The 18967-nt window shown below is 37.4% G+C and carries 11 protein-coding genes; 5 read left to right on the plus strand and 6 right to left on the minus strand.

Annotation, left to right across the window (positions count from 1 at the left end):
• Positions 1-14: 14 nt before the first annotated feature.
• The 6 genes from B6C84_RS05135 to B6C84_RS05160 form a co-directional block, all read right to left on the minus strand.
• Entirely contained in the window at positions 15-1289 is a 1275-nt protein-coding gene (locus tag B6C84_RS05135) for a tyrosine-type recombinase/integrase (protein WP_086319904.1), read from the minus strand.
• A 667-nt stretch (positions 1290-1956) separates the two neighbouring features.
• Positions 1957-2562, minus strand: coding sequence for a hypothetical protein (locus tag B6C84_RS05140; protein ID WP_086319903.1), 606 nt, complete (start codon positions 2560-2562; stop codon positions 1957-1959).
• A gap of 94 nt (positions 2563-2656) precedes the next feature.
• The gene (locus B6C84_RS05145) at positions 2657-4336 is read right to left on the minus strand and encodes a hypothetical protein (protein WP_086319902.1); all 1680 of its coding nucleotides are present in this window, start codon (positions 4334-4336) and stop codon (positions 2657-2659) included.
• A 34-nt stretch (positions 4337-4370) separates the two neighbouring features.
• Positions 4371-5144: a hypothetical protein gene (locus B6C84_RS05150; RefSeq protein WP_086319901.1), complete on the minus strand. Its 774-nt coding sequence runs from the start codon at positions 5142-5144 to the stop codon at positions 4371-4373.
• Between the two features lie 16 nt (positions 5145-5160).
• Entirely contained in the window at positions 5161-5673 is a 513-nt protein-coding gene (locus tag B6C84_RS05155) for a DUF4123 domain-containing protein (RefSeq protein WP_086319900.1), read from the minus strand.
• Entirely contained in the window at positions 5673-8138 is a 2466-nt protein-coding gene (locus B6C84_RS05160) for a type VI secretion system Vgr family protein (RefSeq protein ID WP_086354231.1), read from the minus strand. Before B6C84_RS05160 ends, B6C84_RS05155 begins: the two co-directional genes overlap by 1 nt.
• A gap of 186 nt (positions 8139-8324) precedes the next feature.
• Here B6C84_RS05160 and B6C84_RS05165 point away from each other — a divergent pair, with 186 nt between their 5' ends.
• The 5 genes from B6C84_RS05165 (at position 8325) to B6C84_RS05185 (ending at position 18774) form a co-directional block, all read left to right on the plus strand.
• A complete protein-coding gene (locus tag B6C84_RS05165; protein ID WP_086354230.1) occupies positions 8325-8591 on the plus strand; it encodes a PAAR domain-containing protein in 267 nt (88 codons plus the stop codon).
• 1641 nt (positions 8592-10232) lie between these two features.
• On the plus strand, positions 10233-11735 hold the full coding sequence (gene istA, locus B6C84_RS05170; protein ID WP_086319994.1) for an IS21 family transposase: 1503 nt from the start codon (positions 10233-10235) through the stop codon (positions 11733-11735).
• A complete protein-coding gene (gene istB / locus B6C84_RS05175) occupies positions 11722-12447 on the plus strand; it encodes an IS21-like element helper ATPase IstB (protein WP_086319995.1) in 726 nt (241 codons plus the stop codon). Before istA ends, istB begins: the two co-directional genes overlap by 14 nt.
• Positions 12448-12868: 421 nt before the next feature.
• Complete coding sequence (locus B6C84_RS05180; protein WP_086319996.1) at positions 12869-14974, plus strand: type VI secretion system Vgr family protein; 2106 nt, start codon at positions 12869-12871, stop codon at positions 14972-14974.
• Between the two features lie 62 nt (positions 14975-15036).
• Entirely contained in the window at positions 15037-18774 is a 3738-nt protein-coding gene (locus B6C84_RS05185; RefSeq protein WP_217332126.1) for a glycoside hydrolase family protein, read from the plus strand.
• Positions 18775-18967 lie beyond the last annotated feature (193 nt).

Consider the following 18967-nt stretch of genomic DNA (forward strand, 5'->3'; position numbering starts at 1 on the left):
ATAAACCAAAATTCTTAGTAAACTACTTTAAATTGTTCTTCTTTCTCCCACGCATCCAATAAATCCGCCCACTCCTGCATCATCGTTCTACGCTGCTCAATATACAGCGCATGATTATAAGTACGTCGGATCTCTTCACAACTAAAATGATACAACTGTGTATTAATCAAATCATCATCATAGCCCAAGTCCTTAAAGGCCGCAAAAAGCATCTTTCTAATCCCATGACTGGTTAAACGACCACTAATCCCTAAACGCTTCAATGCCATATTCAATGTATTTTCACTAATTGTTTGCTGGGGATCGAGACGATGACACAAAAGATACTTTTGACCAGGAAAAGCACACTCACACAACTTCTTCACAATACTTAATGCTTGGGAAGATAAAGGAACAACATAAGCAGGATAAATAAGACGACTCCTATCTGAATTCTCCAATACCTTACGACCTCTAAACACATCAACATGCCAAACCGACAGCTTGAAATCAAAATGTTGCACCTGTGCAAAGCGCAAATGCGCTAACCTAACCCCCGTCAACAATAGTAAGCGAATCGCTAATCTAGTTTGCAAATTACCTCTATAACGGGCAAGACAAGATAATAACTCATGGATTTCCTCCAGAGATAAGAAAGGATTCACCATCCGCTTGCCATAACAAGGTAATGCTAATTCATTCAAATAACTGGCTGGATTCAACTCTAACTCACCCAATGCCACCGCATAAGCAAACATCTCTTTAAGCCAAGTCCGCACCTTCTTAGCCACAGCAAATGTACCTCGCTGTTCAATACGCTGCTGAATTGCCCACACATCTTCACGAGAAATATCTCTTAATGTTCGATCACCCAAAAACGGTAAAATATCCCTTTTCAATGAACGTTCAATCTGGATAGCTGTTACTTGACCACCTACATGTTTCTTTTCCCGAGAAAACACTGAATCTAGTCGTTTCAACTTGAATGCCAACCAAGATCGAACAAACACACGAAATAGCCGACTGTCAGCAGCCGGTGAATTAGTTTGTTGGCGATAAACTCGAGGGTCAATCCCTTTCCCAAGCAGCTCATTCGAGTCTCGACACAAAGCTCTTGCTTCCTCCAGACTCACCTCAGGAAACACCCCTAACGAGATCCGGTACTGCTTCTTTTGCCAAGAAAAACGGAAATGCCAACTTCGTCGACCGTTACAAGCGACAAATAATGATAAGCCGTTCCCATCACAAAGCGTATAAGGTTTATTATCAGGTCTTGCAAAATGCACAACTTTATCCACTAATGGCATCATTGCTCCTTGTTAGCAACTGACAAAGAAAAATATATATCTACAATAATATTGATGGATAAAAAAGCAAATTAAGAAATACATAATTTTAAACCTGTCAAATTCGATAGGTTTAAAAATCAGGCCATAAATAGCACAAAAAACGATGTACTACCTAAATCCAGATGTACTGATTTTTGGACTAAATAATTAGTGGTTATAAAAGGTAATAAGGAAGGGGTTTAAAAATAAATCAATTAATATCAATTAATTAAGTAATAATTCAAACAAAAAACAACCGAATTCGAGTCGTATTTTAGAACTTTATTTACGTGATTAACTATTTGAATTTAAATGAATTTATTTATTTTTGAAGAATTTGGAGCGGGAAACGTTCTCTTGTTTTTAGTGCTAACTCGTTGAAATCTCATGAGTTAAAAAATACTACCTAGTAAGAATGTACCTTTTAATGTACCACTTCTTACTAGATACCCATTTTAAATGTACCACTTCTTACTAGATACCCATTTTAATAGTGGTATGGCGGTTAATCAACACAAATCACCTAAAAAGCACAAAAGAAAAAGATATAAAAAGAAAAAAGTATAAGAGGAATAAAAAAGGGAAGGGTATTAAATTAAGAGAAGCCATTTCTAACGAAATAGCAACTATCTGGAAAAGGTGCAAATTATTAATCTTCTATTTTGTAAAGACCCTCTTTATATTCTTCCGTTGTTTTAATGTATTCATCGTATACACTACTTTCTGAACGCAGATAGCTTTCCATTTGGAAAAGAACCTTACCTGTTTCGCCATCAATTAACAAACCATCCAGTTTATTCGTTGAGTTTTTCTGGAAAGCGTAAACGACATAAACAGGTTTGTGGGTATTTGTAGTATCTATATAACGCTGCATCACCAGTATTTGACGTGGGTCGTATAAGTTTATGCCATAATTATCTTTTAATAACTCGGCAAGTGCCTCTATTGAAAAAGGGTATGGTTGGTCATTATCAATTTCTTTAATAATTTCTTGTTTATCATTAAAATAAATCCATTTTTTAACGCCGTTACCATAAAATCTTACACCTGTTATTGTTATTTCACCTTTTTTATTATAACCACTTGAATAAACATAAGCGGAGTTTACAGGTCTCATCTCAACGGTATACCCATCACTTTCTTTAATCTGTCTAACCTGTGTTCCATTGGAAATCGTAAAATTCCATTCACTACCATTTCTATTTTTTTCAAATTTATTAATATCAAAAAAATGGTTTATCTCTTGCTTGTTCATTTGGGATCCCTTTGACGGTATTGGAGCACTGTTTACGTAGCTGACCGATAAACATGCATAAGTAGTGCAACATAAAATGATTGTTAGTAGTTTCTTAAACATTAGCTTGTATTTTCTCCCATTGCCATCGCCATGTACTATAAGCTTCTGCATTAGTGTTATAACCCATAATATTCGAGGTGGCTAAGTCCGCCCCATAAAAAAGAGAGTTAGGAAATATATATCTACAGTTAGGGTACTTTAATGGATGCTCATCACGATGCGTATGACGTAATGTTAGCCCATGTAATCCTTCATGTGGAATAGTCGCTGTATCACCTGCATGTATCTGATATAAAACCACATTCTTTACAAAATTGCCAGTACGATCCTTTAATACATTGCCAAACAATTTACCATCGCCGTTTCCTTTATCCTTAAAAATAAAAACTAAAAAATAACCGTTAGCCCTTGTCAAGTTTTTATAAGGTTTGGTTATAGTACCGCCTGTATTTATTTCCGTATTAATAAATTGATTATAGATATAATCACCAAAACCCACTTCATTTTTATTAATGTTTCCAATGGGTAAAACATAGTAGCCATTATTTAATCCACGCGGTCTTGCTGCATTGGGTAAATTTTTTTTGAAATTATTATCACTGGTTAAATCTAAAATAATATCACTATTATTTAACTGTGTAATAATTCGAGGATGAACGAGAGCCTGATGTAAAACATCACTGAATTTTTTTAGTTCTGCTGGATTATAAGATCCTGTTTGTCTAGTACCTACATTAACCTCTGTTTTAACTTTAATAAGAATGACGTTTAGTTCTTTTTGTTTGGGTGCGTCATTTTGTAAAACTTTCAACTGACCTGCTAACTTTCTTTCTGTTAAAATAACGGTTGTTGGATCATTTGGTGTTCCAGGGTTTGCTTTATTATGTAATGCATTATTTTTTTTAAGATCATCTTTCGCGTCTTTATTAGCTGCGGTATCGTCTTGTTCATGATAAGCATAAACATTGATCTCTTTATCACTGGTTAAACTACGTAAACACCTTATTGTAACGATAAGCTCACTGGCTCCCGCAACTAACTTACGGCTAGTGGCAGCAGTGTCAGGTGTAGGAGTATAGTTTTTAGGAACGGGAATTTTTAATGAACTTGTATCACCATCTATTTCAGTCTCAGCATTAGCAATATTTAGGGTAATAGCAAAGTCTTTATTATTAAATTCAATCTCAATACTTTCGGGTGATTGGCCTTTAATATCCACGATCATTCGTAATTTCGCTTCACAAGGACGAGGTTCTGTGGCGGCATATTCAGTCAGACCAGCAGCTAACGCTTGCAAGGGAGCTAATCCTGTTTGTGGATATAAATTTAAATAGGGCACATAGTAGGTTAAATGCCTGCTTTTACTATTTCTTCCTTTATCACTAATAGGATGTACTGCATACTCTGTTTTTATTTGCGCTTGTGCGGGATCAGCATCTAAATCGGTTGTTGGTGTAGCATATCCACTCTCTACTAAACCAAACGTTACATCATTAGGCTTAAAGGCGGCGGTTGGATTATCAGCATTTCTGATGTAAGATTGTTCGATGTCTCTAGCTTCTGCTTCGGTGACTCTCAGCCAATCAAAACCAAATTCCCCATCCCAATTATTGAGCGGCCTAAACTCAACCACGACGCTGCTTTTAGTACACTGGTTGACAGCACGACCTGCCTCTGCTTCGGGTAGATTCACTTTTGATGGTCTTGTTCTATAAAAGTTGGCATTTGGCATATTCTTTCCTTCGTTGACTTATATCCTTTTATATTTAAAGACTTTTTAAAACACCCCAATGCTCAATCGCATTAGTATAGTGTTGTTTTGTGTTTATGTTATGACTTGCATAATCAAACTCTGTGTCATTGCTGTTTTCGATGGATGTTAGATTGGGTAAGAAGGGGTCATCATAAAATTGATGTCCGTATAAATAACTCACGATAATAAAATAGGCATATTGATCAATATACGTACATGAAAATTGTGTAGACGCTGTTTGCTTAGCTTGAGTAATAAGATTTTGTAGCGCTTTATCACCTGCTAACTCTGCCTTTTTAGGATAAATATCTTGTATAATAGCTAAAATGTCTCTATCAAAATTTTCTTTAGTCAGATTGTAGTGAGTTAAATCAAAGCATTCCAATTTACTGTCCACCAGATACTTATTGCGGCTGTTTTCGCCGTAAACTGCTTGTAAATAATCCACACAGTCCTCAAATAAAAAGTCTGCTTGTTCTAATTGACTATAGTGCGCATTTTGCACTAGCCATTGGTTAATCCATTCGTATTGAGGGTCTGTTTTAAAACCTACACCAAAAATAATCATTAAATCAATTTGAAAGCGTACTGATGCTCTTTGATTAATGCCTTGTTGTTTTATCTTCTTGACTTCATTCGCTAAAATTACTCTAAGTTCTTTGACGGTAATATAATCAACCCGTTTTGGGTAACATAACTCACAATGTTCAATAAGTTCCCCTACATATAACTCAAATGCTTGTTCATCAAGTTTTTTTAGCTGCTCATTGGTTATTTGTATCGCCATTTCTATATCCTTATCCCTAAACGAGATAACTATATTCATCGTTATATTTAAACGCCCACGCTTTGATATGTGCTAGTTTCTTGGCAGAGCCTTCATTTTCTTTGAGTACTTCTAATATGCCTTTGATACATCTCGGGTCATAGTAGCGAATCAGTATTTTCTGACCATCCTCTAGCTCTCCATAGAGCAGCGGTTTTAGAATGTTATCAGCTAGTTTTAAGAAGCTTTTGTCACTCCATAACCAAACTATCGCTGGCTTTTTTTGTTCTATGTCTTGGAGCTTTTCGATTAGGTCTTGGTCTTGCTCAGGATTTAGTTTGATAAGTAATGGCCCTGCTTCAGCCGATTCTTCATCAAGGGTTCGCATAAATAATGACTCGGCTGTAAGCATAGGATTTTGTATCAGGCTTTGATAAAAGTCTTTATCAAAATGAGCACAATCAATAATAGCGTAAAGTTTTAGGCTAGTATTTTTTTCATTTTTACTTTCACTTATCGGTAACTTGGGTAGGCGCTGTTTTTCCATCATCAAGCCTCCAACATATTAGCGGCATTTTCAGCTGCTGTTTTTAAGCACTCGATACAGATAGGGGCTCTTACAAAGTTAGGCATGGAATAATTGGTGCTCGCAGGTCCCAAATGAGGATGAGCCGCTGCCTTATGTTCAATAGTCCCTGGCGCGTGTAAAAAGATATTACCTCCAGTTATTTTGATATAAGCACCGCCTGAGGTGAGCATGATTTCTTTTTCAGCAGCAGCTGTGATTTTGGCTTCAGTAGAGATAATCGAGAGGGTTTTATCGGCAATAAGCTCCATGGTATTGGCTTGAGCTTGGACTTTCACTTGCCCGTTATTCGCTACTAGTTTCATTTCGTTATTAACGGTATAAAGGGAAATAGATTCACCCGCCGCTACTCTAAAGTCGTTGACTGCACTGATGTCAGTATTTTCTCCTGAGGTTACGGTTATGTTAGCTTGAGCGCTTATTTGGGCGCTTTTTGGCGTGACCATGGCGATACCTTCGGGGGCACTGGTTAGTATGCCTGGTTTTTTAAGGTCAGTATAAACTTCGAGCAGTTGTTCTTTTTGGTCGGTAATATCGGCTTTAATCGCATCGGATTTTTGGGCTGATTTAGCCAGTTCTTCGGCAATATGCAAGGCATATTTGAGTTGATCAATGGCTTCTTCTAGATCCAGTTGCGTACTGCTTGCGGTGTTTCTTTCATCCGCGCTTAGGTAAATGCCTTTACCAGCACGTAAAGCCCCCCAATCATCGGTTCTTAGCTCAAAGCCATGGCCTCTAGCTTGTCCTCCACCATCTGATTTTCTCGGGTGGGTGAGAAATCCAAGATTTAGCTGACTTGTGCCAGGAGTGCTATGAATTTGTGTTTTGACTTCGCCTGTTGTATCATCCAACAGGACTTCGTTATAACCATGGCCTTTGTATTCTTTACTTTTTAGGGTGCTCTGGGTTTTGATGCCGGGTAGGTCATAAGGGATCTGGTTAACCCCATTGTGTACCGCGCCGCGTATAATTGGATTATCTATATCGCCTTCAATAAAATCGACCATGACTTCCATACCAATACGCGGTATTTCAATACCACCGTATTTGTTGTGAGCCCAAATATTAGCTACCCGTACCCAATGACTTGAATGTTCATCATAGTTGCCTAAACGATCCCAATGAAATTGCAGTTTGACACGTCCGTATTCATCACAGTAAATTTCCTCACCAGCAGGCCCCGTGATCAGTGCTGTTTGGGTACCGATAACTTTGTGTTTGAAGTGTAGTCGTTGCGGTCTATAAGCAATATTTTTAGGTGTCGCTATTAAGCAATTGCGATAGCCTTGTTGTAAACTTTTTGACGGGAACTGTAGTTCGTTAGCAATAGGTTGTTTAAAGTATTTAGGGAGAAGTGTTAGTTCAAAATTACTATCTGCAGATGATTGACTACCTAATGCTTCAAGTACCTGGGGCTGTCTGCCTTGGTGTTTAATTTGTTTAATGAGCCAAAGTTCATCAGCTGCCATCGTATTTAATGCCGGGAAGTCTTTTACAGTAAAACATAGGCCAACATGCAGCGTTGGAATATCGCTATAAGCTTCTGCGAGTATTTGGTTGGTTCTTAATCGTTCAATGGAGAGTTGCGCTTGTTGCTTTGCAGTCGCTTCATTGTCAAGCCTACCAGGAAAATGGTAGTGTTCAAGATTTGGCTCTGAGGCTTGATTGGCCTTACTACTTTGTATCCCATCAAAAGATGATTCGGGTATTTTTTTGTTTTTAAAGTTGTAGTTTCTTTCAGAACTCGTTAGTGGATTGCTAACAAGCCCTACATCAAACCGTTTTAAAACAGGTTCATCCGCCACAAAGCCCGTATTTGAACGATAAGTTAAAGGATTAGGTAGATCTTTAAAGAATGGCTGAGCATCGCTAAAAACCATTTTATGACTGGTTTGGGTAAATTCATAATGAATAGCTATACCACACTCTTCACAGAGTCGATAAAGATAGTGGGCATCGGACTCATTGTATTGGCAACAAAATTCGCGAGGCGTATAAATACTAGGGTCTTTAAATTTGAACTCAAAATCATTGGTTTCTAAGATGCCATGTTCTTCTAGAATAGTTTTTATGATCTTTGGTACTGTTTTACCGACAAAAGCTCGATGATTACGGCGTTTATGTAAATGGGTAAAGCGGGGAACAAGGGCTACTTTGTATTCGGCGTAATCAATTCCTACATTGCTGCGTTTCACCTCATGAATAATACCGTGTACACCTTGGGTTTTATCATGGATAAAGGACAAATAAGCAGGTTTGCTGAGGAGTTGGGTGATGTCAAATCGAAGGTACTCACTGACTAGCGTAATCTCAAATACATATTCAGCATTGAGTCCTTCAATACCATCAAAAGCTAGAACTTGTAGGGGGGAGTTTTCTAAACCCTCTACTGCTAAGTAAAAATGCGTTTCATTGGCTGAACTAAACATAGCTGTCTTTCCATGATTATAAAATCTATTACATTATGATATGTTTACATCGTACAGCCTCTATCAACATAAACAACAGTTTTAATATAACATCTATTAGTTTTATTTCAAGTAAAAATATTGTGGTATATAAAATTATGGTGTATTTATATAAGCATCAAATATTTTAACAAAGGAGTATTCCATATGGCTTTAAAACCTGTCATACGTAAAGGAGACAAAACAACTCATGGCGGTACTGTGATAGAGGGAATAGAGGATTACTTGGTTTATGATAAACCTGTCGCCTGTAAATCTCATATGGTGTTATGTCCGTTATGCAAAGGAACGTTCCCTATCGTTGAAGGTGTTGAGTCTACCTCTGTTCATGGCAAATACCCAGCCGTTGAAGGCATGAAAACAGCTTGTGGAGCTAAGCTAATAGCCTCTCAAACGGAATATCAGCTTGAATGAATGATAGTATATAGACTTAACAAAGTTAATCTGGTTTTTTAGATGTTGGCTTAGTTTTGTTTCATATGTATAAAAATAGTTTCATTATTTTATTAACAATTATTGATGCAAATAAATAGATAAGTGCTAAATAACAAAATGATTAATTGAATAAAATGCAAAAGCATTGTTGGATTAATGAATAAATTCTCATAGCTAATGATAACAAAGAAAAAAGCTAACTGATTCCATTGAAGCGTATAGCCATCCACTGACGTGTATAGACCTATCCTAATCCATTGCAAACAGGCGCATGAAGCCAAAATAAAGGTTGATTTTGTTAAAAAGGCACGCCATAATCAAGCCATGTTTAGCTAACGTGGTTAGTAACATGACCCAGGCTGGCACAACCTTTAAGTTGGCGGTAGGTCTTTGAACCTACAGGTTGAAAAATACCCCATTTAGTATTCCGTTCTGCTGGGGGGATTACAGTGGTTACCCATATCACCGTGAAGGATACACGGATTTAAAATTAGCCTTAATTGGCATGGTTGTATTATTTTACATTGGCTTGATGAAAAGAGGCGATAAATACTTATTCGTTATCGGTCAATCAATGTCATTGCACTCACTCACCGATTGGTCAGTTGAGATACCTATTCTATTAGCTATATGGGTCTTTACCTAGCTATCACATAACTCACACCTACTGCTTAACGCAAGACAAGTTCGTTTACCTATTTGCTTAAGCCGCCTGATTCAATCCAACGTGTTTAGCACTGAAACGTCGTTTTAGGTTATTGCGCGATAACATCGATAACGTTTAAACCATACGTTAGCGTTTCATCTCTAAGTTAACCATTGTTAATTTACGCCAATGGACAATCCACTTAACACATAAAATTGCTACTTAACGGCAATTTTTTTGCAAGCAAAAAACGGTCGTAGCGTCACTTTACCATGAAACATGAGAAAGTGACGCTACGTAAACACCGCAAGCTAAGTCTTTGCTGACAAGCGATTTAAAGCTTATTGAATAAATGACACACCTTTTTTTAAGCTTTTTAAGCTAATAATCCTCAATCTTAATGGGTGGTTAATCTTTTTTTAATGAAAAAAGATTGATTGCTCATTTGTCTTTTTAACCTTAGTTAACACCTTACTACGCTATTGACGCGTAAGTCATCGTTGACTTTTATTTTAGAAGTATGTTGACCGATACCGACGGCTGGTCACCGCCAGTGGGATTTCCTGTTTTTTAATAACAGGCGGCTGTACTGAGTACATCACCAAACCCCAACACCTCAACACCGTTTCGCTCTGGTGCATAGGTATCGTCAACGACAAAGCAGAGGCTTTGTCATTTTGTAGCACACACCAGAGAGGGTTTTATTGTAGTAGTAATCGTTTTTAATAATTTATTTTTTATGAGTAGTAAGTAATACCGGTAGCAACTAACAAGTTAGGAAAAGGGAAAATAGGATGAAATCAATAAAAGTAAAAATGAGTACTAAAACGAAAACAAAGGTAAAGACAAACTCTAAGCTGTTAAATATTGTGTAAAAGTGCACCAGTTTTACATAAGAATATGGTGTAAAAATGCACCAGTTATATTCTTGTGTAGTTTGTTAAACTCTCCGACTTTAGCGGAGCAAAATTTGGATGCTATGCATGGAAACAATATTAAAAATCAGAAGGCTGTACCATAACGATAAGCTATCAGTACGAGAAATAGCTAGGCAATTAAGGTTAAATCGTAGAACGGTTAAAAAATACCTAACCACCCTAAACCCTCCCACCTATCAACGCGAATCTTATCATTACCCCAAACTAGGCTCCTTTCTTCCCTACCTAGAAACATTTTTGACACAAGAACAAACCAAGCGAGCAAATGAAAGACTAAGTGTTCGTCGTTTATTTGAGCTATTACGTAGTGAGGGTTATCAAGGACAATACAACAGTCTTGCTTGCTTTGTAAGGAAGTTCAAAGCTCAATATGAAGCTAAAGGACAAGACGTATTTATTCCTCAGTATTTTCCAGAGGCCGATGCTTATCAATTTGATTGGAGTATAGAGACAATCAAACTATCGGGTGAAGTGGTAAAGATTAATGTTGCTCATTTTAGACTTTGTCACAGTAGAGCTTTCTTTATCAAAGCCTATCCCAATCAGCGAATGGATATGCTGGTTGATGCCCATAACTGTGCTTTTGAGTTTTTAGGAGGTACATGTAAGCGTGGTATTTATGACAACATGAAAACAGCAGTCACGACCATTGGTATAGGTAAAGAAAGAGTGTTTAATGAGCAGTTTCTAGCCATGATGAACTATTTTTTAATAGAGCCTGTGGCTTGTACACCTGCCTCAGGGTGGGAGAAGGGACAAGTTGAGCGTCAAGTAAAAACGCTTCGCAAACGAATTTTTGAACCTATGTTATCTTTTGCTAGCATGGATGAACTTAACAGTTATTTACATGAACGATGCCGACTACTGATGGATGAATTTAAACATCCTGATAATAAAACAATAAGCGTTTCACAAGCTTTAAAAAAAGAGCAACCACTATTAGTAACGACTACCCCTTACCCTTGGTATAAAGATAAACCTATGCGTGTGAATCGTTTATCCTTAGTCTGTTATGAAAATCATCGTTATAGCGTACCTTGCCATTTAGCTAATAAAGTGGTTACTTTGCAGGTGCAAGCAGAGCAGATCCATATTATTTATCAAAAGGATTGCGTAGCCTCTCACAAGCGAAGTTTTATCAAAAATAAAACTACTTATAATCCTTGGCATTATCTCAAAGCACTTCTTTATAAACCAGGTGCATTGCGTAATGGGGAGCCTTTTAAAGATTGGCCATTACCAGAACCAATAAAACAATTACAACGTTATTTACAAGATAAGCCTAAAGGAGATCGAACAATGGTAGAGCTTCTTATGTTGATCCATGAGCATGGAGAGGATGTAGGTATTACGGCAGCTTCTATTGCTTTAGAACAAGGTATACCCACAGTAGAAGCTGTTCAAAATATTATTAGTCGATTACTAGAACCTGCTATCCCTGTACTTAAAGCAAAAGAGATACCCCTTAGCAATCCACCACAAAGCAACTGCCAGCATTATAACAGTTTATTAAAAGGAGTTAGTCATGCCACGTCTTGAGTGTCTAGCTATTATTAATCAACTTAAGTTAAATGCTATCAGTACCCATTTTGATGAAATTGTTACAGAAGGCATTAAACGTAAGCGATCAACCTTAGATATTTTGCATCGACTACTAAAGCTTGAACTCACAGAACGTCAGATACGCCAGATTGAATATCGGATTAATCAGGCTAAATTCCCTCAATCTAAAAATTTAGCTGACTTTGATTTTAAGCTAAGTCCATTGAATAAACCGGCTATCGAGTTATTTATGGATAATACGTTTATTGAGAGTCAACGTAATATTATCTTCGTAGGTGGCCCAGGAACAGGAAAAACACACCTAGCCACAGCCATTGGTATTAATGCCGCCTCTTGTGGTAAACGTGTTCGTTTCTGGAATGTATTGGATTTAGTTAACAAATTAGAGCTTGATAAAGAAACCAAGCAATACAAATTGACCAACCAACTGATTAAATACGATCTTATCATCCTCGATAAATTGGGATACTTGCCGTTTAGTCAAAAAGGAGGCTCCTTATTATTCCACTTAATCAGTCAACTTCATGAGAAGGTGAGTATTATTATGACCACTAACTTAGCCTTCTCGGAATGGGCTACTTTATTTGCGGATGAAAAAATGACAAATGCTCTACTGGATCGTTTGGTACATCACTGTGACATTATTGAAACGGGAAATGATTCTTATCGATTTAAACATCGTTCTTAGATGGTGCACTTTTCAACAATAATTGACACCTTAAAAAAGCAAACGAGGTTTAAAAGCTAACCTTATAAACGTTGGTCATTTAAGGCATAGTGTTAGGTTATTTTTGATCTTGCCCTTTTCCTAGTTAGTTAATCGTTATTTTATTGATCTAAGGCAAAAACGCGCGCGTGCGCGTGAGGACTATGCAAGTAGCTGCTCAAACCTAAACAATTACAGTCAGTTATAGAAAGCATTAGATTTTTATCTAATAATCAAAAAGCTTGTTAATATTTTTGGGGGGTGATAAATTGTTCAAAGCATAAATATCCAATAACTTAATAAACTAATTTAAAAGAACCAATATAGAAGGAAAAATGGCTTAATCAAACGGCTTGTAACTTGATTGTGATATGACTTAATAAAGATAATAGAGGTTAATAGGATGTTTGAACCTGCTAATAATACGCACTTTTATTTTGATGTACAGGGAGTAGATAGTACAGCTAAACTGCAAGTATTATCCTTTGAAGGGCTAGAAGCTATCTCTAGTGATTATGCGGTTGAAATCACGCTTGTTTGTAACCATCTACGTTACGATATAACCAAGCTACTCTCAAAGCCTGCTTTCTTATCCTTTGATGGCGAGCGTTCTACAGGTATTCACGGAATAGTGCAGTCCGTTAAAAGAGCCGCCGTAGGCAACCACTACGCCACCTTCAAAGTCATCCTAACCCCAACCTTGACCCACTTGAAAAAAAGAGTCAATCAGCGCGTCTTTAGAACAAAAACCGTGCCACAGATCATTAGCACCATCCTATCAGAATATGGCCTAGCCGAAGGCCAAGACTTTGCCTTTAAATTAAAAGATAGTAGTGTTTATACCATAAGGGAATATACTACCCAATATGACCAATCGGATTATGACTTTATTCATCATCTAGCCGAAAGTGAAGGCTTGTTTTATTTCTTTACCCATAGTAAAGAGCGACATGTATTAACTTTTGCTGATGCTAATCCTTTCTTTGCTAGCTTAGCAGAAGCTATTAGGTATCAAGCTGATACAGGACTGCATACAGACCAACGCATTATTCGACGTTTTGATATTGGTGTATCTAGTTGCACCACAGAAGCCAGTTTTAGAAATTATAATTTTCAAAATATGAAAATCCCTGAAGGCAATGCCAAAGGAACCCAGAGTCAAAAAGAAAACCAAGCCACAGAACCTTCACTAGAAAGCTACGACTACCCTAATAGGCATCTCAATAAAAAAGAAGGTGATAGACTATCCCTGATAGAAATAGAACGACTCAGAGCCAGTCAAGTATTAGCCGAAGCTGATAGTGATGTGATAGGGTTACATGCGGGGGTGTTTATTTCCCTTTCTAATCATCCTTTACCTGATACTGAACAGCCTTGGTTAATTAGAGAAATACGCCATGCAGGTAAACAACCCAGCGTACTAGAAGCCTTTGGAGACACCTCCACTGCTAATACTACCTCCTCAGCCAGTCAACTAAACAAATGCCTTGATTATCCTTATTCAGAACAACTGCAATTTCCCTTAGCAGACTTCAACCAAGGCTATCGAAATGTGTCCATTCTCTCCCCAAAAGATGTTCCCTACCGCCCCCAACACCTTCATCCCAAGCCTAAAGTATTGGGTACTCAAACGGCTATAGTCACAGGTGCGGCAGGAGAAGAAATCTACTGTGATGAATACGGTCGGGTAAAAATACAGTGTCATTGGGATAGAGAGGGACAATACAACGAAAATTCATCCGACTGGGTCAGAGTTGCCAGCAACTGGGCGGGTAATGGCTATGGTGCTATTGCAGTACCGAGAGTGGGTATGGAGGTTATGGTTAGCTTCTTAGAAGGTGATCCTGATTATCCTATGATTACAGGAGCACTTCATAATGGTATTAACAAAGTGCCTTATGAACTACCTGCCCATAAGACTAAGACTGTGTTTAAAACCAGCTCAAGCAAAGGGGGTGTGGGTTCTAATGAGTTTAGAATTGAAGATAAAGCAGGCGAAGAACAACTCTTTGTGCAGGCTCAAAAAGACTTCGACCAATTAACAAAGAACAACCATACCGTTGAAGTTAAAAACAATAGCTATTTACAGGTACAGAATGAACACAGTGAAACCATTGTAGGTAATAGATACCAAAAACAACAAAGTGAAGAACACCATCTCACGGTAAAAGACCGTAAAACCCAAATACTACAAAATGACTATAAAACCGTTGCAGAATCAGAACATACCTCTATAGGTACTATTCTAACCACAGAAGCAGGGATGGAAATTCACCTTAAAGCAGACCAACAGATAGTCATAGATGGAGGTTTATCCTTAACCCTAAAGGCTGGGGGACAACATATCATCTTAAATCCAGCGGGGATATTTACTACCCCTATGTTTACAGGGGGAGCTCCTATGGCAGGAACGCCTGCGAGTCCTTTACTACCTTTTACCAAAGAGAAGCAAGTAGAGGAAACCGATAGTCCCAGTAACTGGGTAGGGTTTGTATTGTTTTCTGAATAAAGCATAAATATCCAATAACTTAATAAACTAATTTAAAAGAACCAATATAGAAGGAAAATAAGATGGAGTTTAAATTTCCGGTAGTCCAAGCAGAAGGTAAAGAATATACTGCCGAAGAACTGTATGGAAAACTATCCCAAGAAGACAGTGGCTACTATCTACTCAGTGCCAACCAATTCTGGCATGGTGGAGTCCATTTCACAAGTAAGCACTTTGCACAACATATTACCGATGCGCCTATTCAAGCCATTGCTAAAGGCACAGTAATAGCCTATCGTATCAACAAAGACTATCTCCTAATCGAAGATGACGAAGTAATTGCTGTACCACCAGAAAAAGGTGGATACCAATACAGCTCAGGATTTTGCTTAATTAAACACACCATTCCCTACGAAAGAAAAAAAACCGAACAAGAAAAGCAACAAGAGATACAACAACAAGTACAACAAACAACAGAACAACTAAAAGATCAGCACATTACTGTACAGGGTAGTAGCCCTCGTACCTACCGTAATGAAGAAGGAACAACAGGGGCTAAAATAGGAACCTACCCAGTAGGGACAAAACTAGATATTCTTAGTGTCAGTGATGCTCCTAAAGATGGCTACTACTTTGCCAAAGTAAGAGAAACAGGCAAAACTGCAGCTACTGACGAACACTACATAGCCCTCTTGGATAAAGAAGGTAAACCAGTGGCTAATAATGATGGCAAAGCATTTTTTGAACTGCCTGCCAGCTCAACAGCAACATCCACTGCACAACAAAGTGCCGAGCAGACTACTCAAAATACCAATACACAAACCTCAGAGACAACGCCAACCGATACAAACAATAATCAAACTGACGATACTAACAAGCAAGAACCACCACCCACTACCTTCAATTTAGACTTCTACAGCCTCTATATGCACCTCTGTGCTTATGAAGACTACCTACCTCCTAAAAAAGATCAACAACAAGAAGCCAAGCCTGAAACAATTACCATCAATGCAACAGGACTTAACGTAAGGGACAAACAAAGAGACGAGGCCAACTGCACCTTACTAGGAACTATATCAAACGGAGCTACACTAGAAGTACTCGAAAGCAAAGTAAGTAGTAACAAACAATTCACCGATGTAAAAGGCAAAATCATCTCAGGTGCAGTTACCAAGGGTACTACCCAAGTAGCCAAAGCAGGCGATACCGTTTGGGTTCCAACCAAACAAGGCAATAAAAGCTTTATTAAAGATAATAAACAGCCAACACCTAAAGAAAAAACACGTCCTAGCTATTGGCAAGGCACAGTAACTGCCAAAGTTAAAAAAGCAGATGGCATCACCATCTGGAAAACCTACGGAAATAATGAATTAAAAGCAGAGCTAGGTAAAATCAACCAAGGCAACCAATTTACTTTCGATAGCACACAAACAAAAATCATCAGTCAAACAGGCAAACCAGACCTGTTAGTGGCTGAATGTACTGCCATAGGCACGTTTACCTTTCGAGGAAATGGTGAACAGCCTACGGGTACGTTCTGGACAACGGTAGATAAAGACTCAATCATTAGAGAAAAAGTAGAACCTACCGTTTTTGATACCGTTGTCCCCTGCCAAGTCGAAGTCATAGCGGGAGAGGGTCTTGGCTATCTAGGTATCTATGAAACACCCAGCAAAATGTGTGAAATAAATAAAAAAAGACAAGTACACGTTGAGATTTTTACTCCTGACTTGAAAACAGTAGAATTTTTACTTAACAACCCCTTTAAATTAACGGGGAAAAAATACATCAAAATAGCTAAGGGTACCCAACTACTAGGCCTGCTTCCAGCAGAAAGACCAGAGCCTGCTATACCAGTCCAAACAACACCTGCCCCCCAAGCGAGCCCTATTCCTGATTACACCGTTACAAGAGACCACTACCTAGCTATTGATACCCTAAAAGCAAAAAAACAACTCAATGGTAAAGAATGGTATGAAATAGCCGTAGAAAAACATACAGGCTATATAGCCAAGGAAGGCTTAGAAGAAATAGACCAACATGAGTGGGCCAAACTAGGCTTTCAAATGGTTCAAGAAGTTAATACTAACGCCGATGGTTATTTAGACCCCAACCTAATGCCCCCTATTTTTCAACAGATTTATAATAAAATAGATACTGATGGCGATGGGAAATTACAGCAGAGTGAACTAAAAGCAGCATTACAAAACTTAGAAATTAGAGACCAATGGTCAAAACTCATAGCCTTTCACCCTTCTGAATGGAAGACAGACACAAAGCCTTTACTAGCTAGGTTTACTCAGTTACTAACCAATCCTCAAGCGTCTGAGGAAGCACAGGCAGCTGCTAAAAAGTTGTTAGTACAAGAAACACAAAGGATGAATACCCTTACCTTTTTAGAGCAAGTAGCCCCACCTATTCCGCCTATGCTTTTTCATTTCCATCCCGTGGCTTTTGTGGAGTATTTAAAAGGAGATGGAATAACAGCTTATCATATATATCATGATGGTAGGATAGAGAAACATACTCCATCTTCTATTAGTTCAGCCAACAAAGGCAAATATCTATATATTTATCATGATAAAGATAATAAAGAACATAATATTTGTACTTGTGAATGGCATGTAACGAAAAAGAAAAAATTAGGAACTGCTAGTGGAAATTATAATTATCCAAATCATGGCACTGTTCTAGAAGCAAAAGCTGCAGTTAATGAAGATTCTATTGAGTATAGAGCTAGATATACAAATGGTAATATTCATGAATGGATAAAACCATTGACAGGTGTTAGCATTTATCAAAGGCTTACCTTAGTCAATGGTGATATTGCTGAGTATGGACATCATGATACATTAGGAAATATATGGCGTTTATATCAACAACAAGCTGCATATACTGAGTTAGTAAGAATGCCAGATAGTTTAGATTATACAAGTGGAGATGTGGTTATAAAGTATGAACTACAGGAAACATATAGAAAGTATACACACCCTAGTATTTTAGCAGGTTTTATTGGAGCATTAGCTGATATTAAAGAAAAGATTACTGTAACAGGCAGTGCTTATGAGCAAGGTTCTTGTTTCCCAAGTGCCTTACATGTAAATGGGGAAAGTATAGATAATAAATATATTAAAAACGTAAATGGTTTATCTAATTGGGATAAAGATAAAACTTTTGTTAGAGCATTATCTAAGTTTCATTTCCAAAAATTCCGTATAGGTTCTTCAATGTTGCCCCACTTTAGTGGCATAACAGGTTGTGTAAATGGCGGTACTTTGCATAATAGTCATTTGCATACAGAAGACTTTAAATTTAGTGCTGTTAAACAAGTAACAGAAGATAGTCGGATTGAATTAGCACAATTAAGTCTTTCAGAACAAGGTAAAGAGTTTATTAAGGAGTGGGAAGGTTTTAGGGAGTTTGCATATAATGATTCTAAAGGTTTTTGTACCATAGGTTATGGCCATTTAATTGCTAGGGATAAATGTAAAAATATTACTTTACCTGCTGAATTTGCAAATGGAATTAAGAAACCAGAGGCAAATGAATTATTTGAAAGGCGAATACCAATATATGAAAAAGGTGTAAAGGATAATGTTACAGTTAAATTGTATCAACATGAATTTGATGCTCTAGTTTCTCTTTTATTTAATTGTGGAGAAAATTTTTTTACAGTTAATAAAGCACCAAGATTAATTCAAAACTTGAATGATGGTAATTATCAAGCTGCAGCCCATGAGTTTTTAGATATAGAAAATGCCAGCAGAAGAAGATCTGAAAATAATCTTTTTCTAAATAATATTTATGATGCTTCCCACTAGTTTTTTTATACTCCTAATTAAGGAAAAAGAAAATGAGGATATATAGATTATTTTTTATTGTGATATTCTTTACTACTTTTTTATTAAAAATTTGTTATGCTGAAAGTATTACTAGCTCAGATAATACAGAGGTATGGGATTTTTATAAGGTTTCTGAAAGAAATGTATTAAGCAATAATGATAATTATAGAGA

The organism is Gilliamella apis (assembly GCF_002142155.1).
GTDB lineage: Bacteria > Pseudomonadota > Gammaproteobacteria > Enterobacterales > Orbaceae > Gilliamella > Gilliamella apis.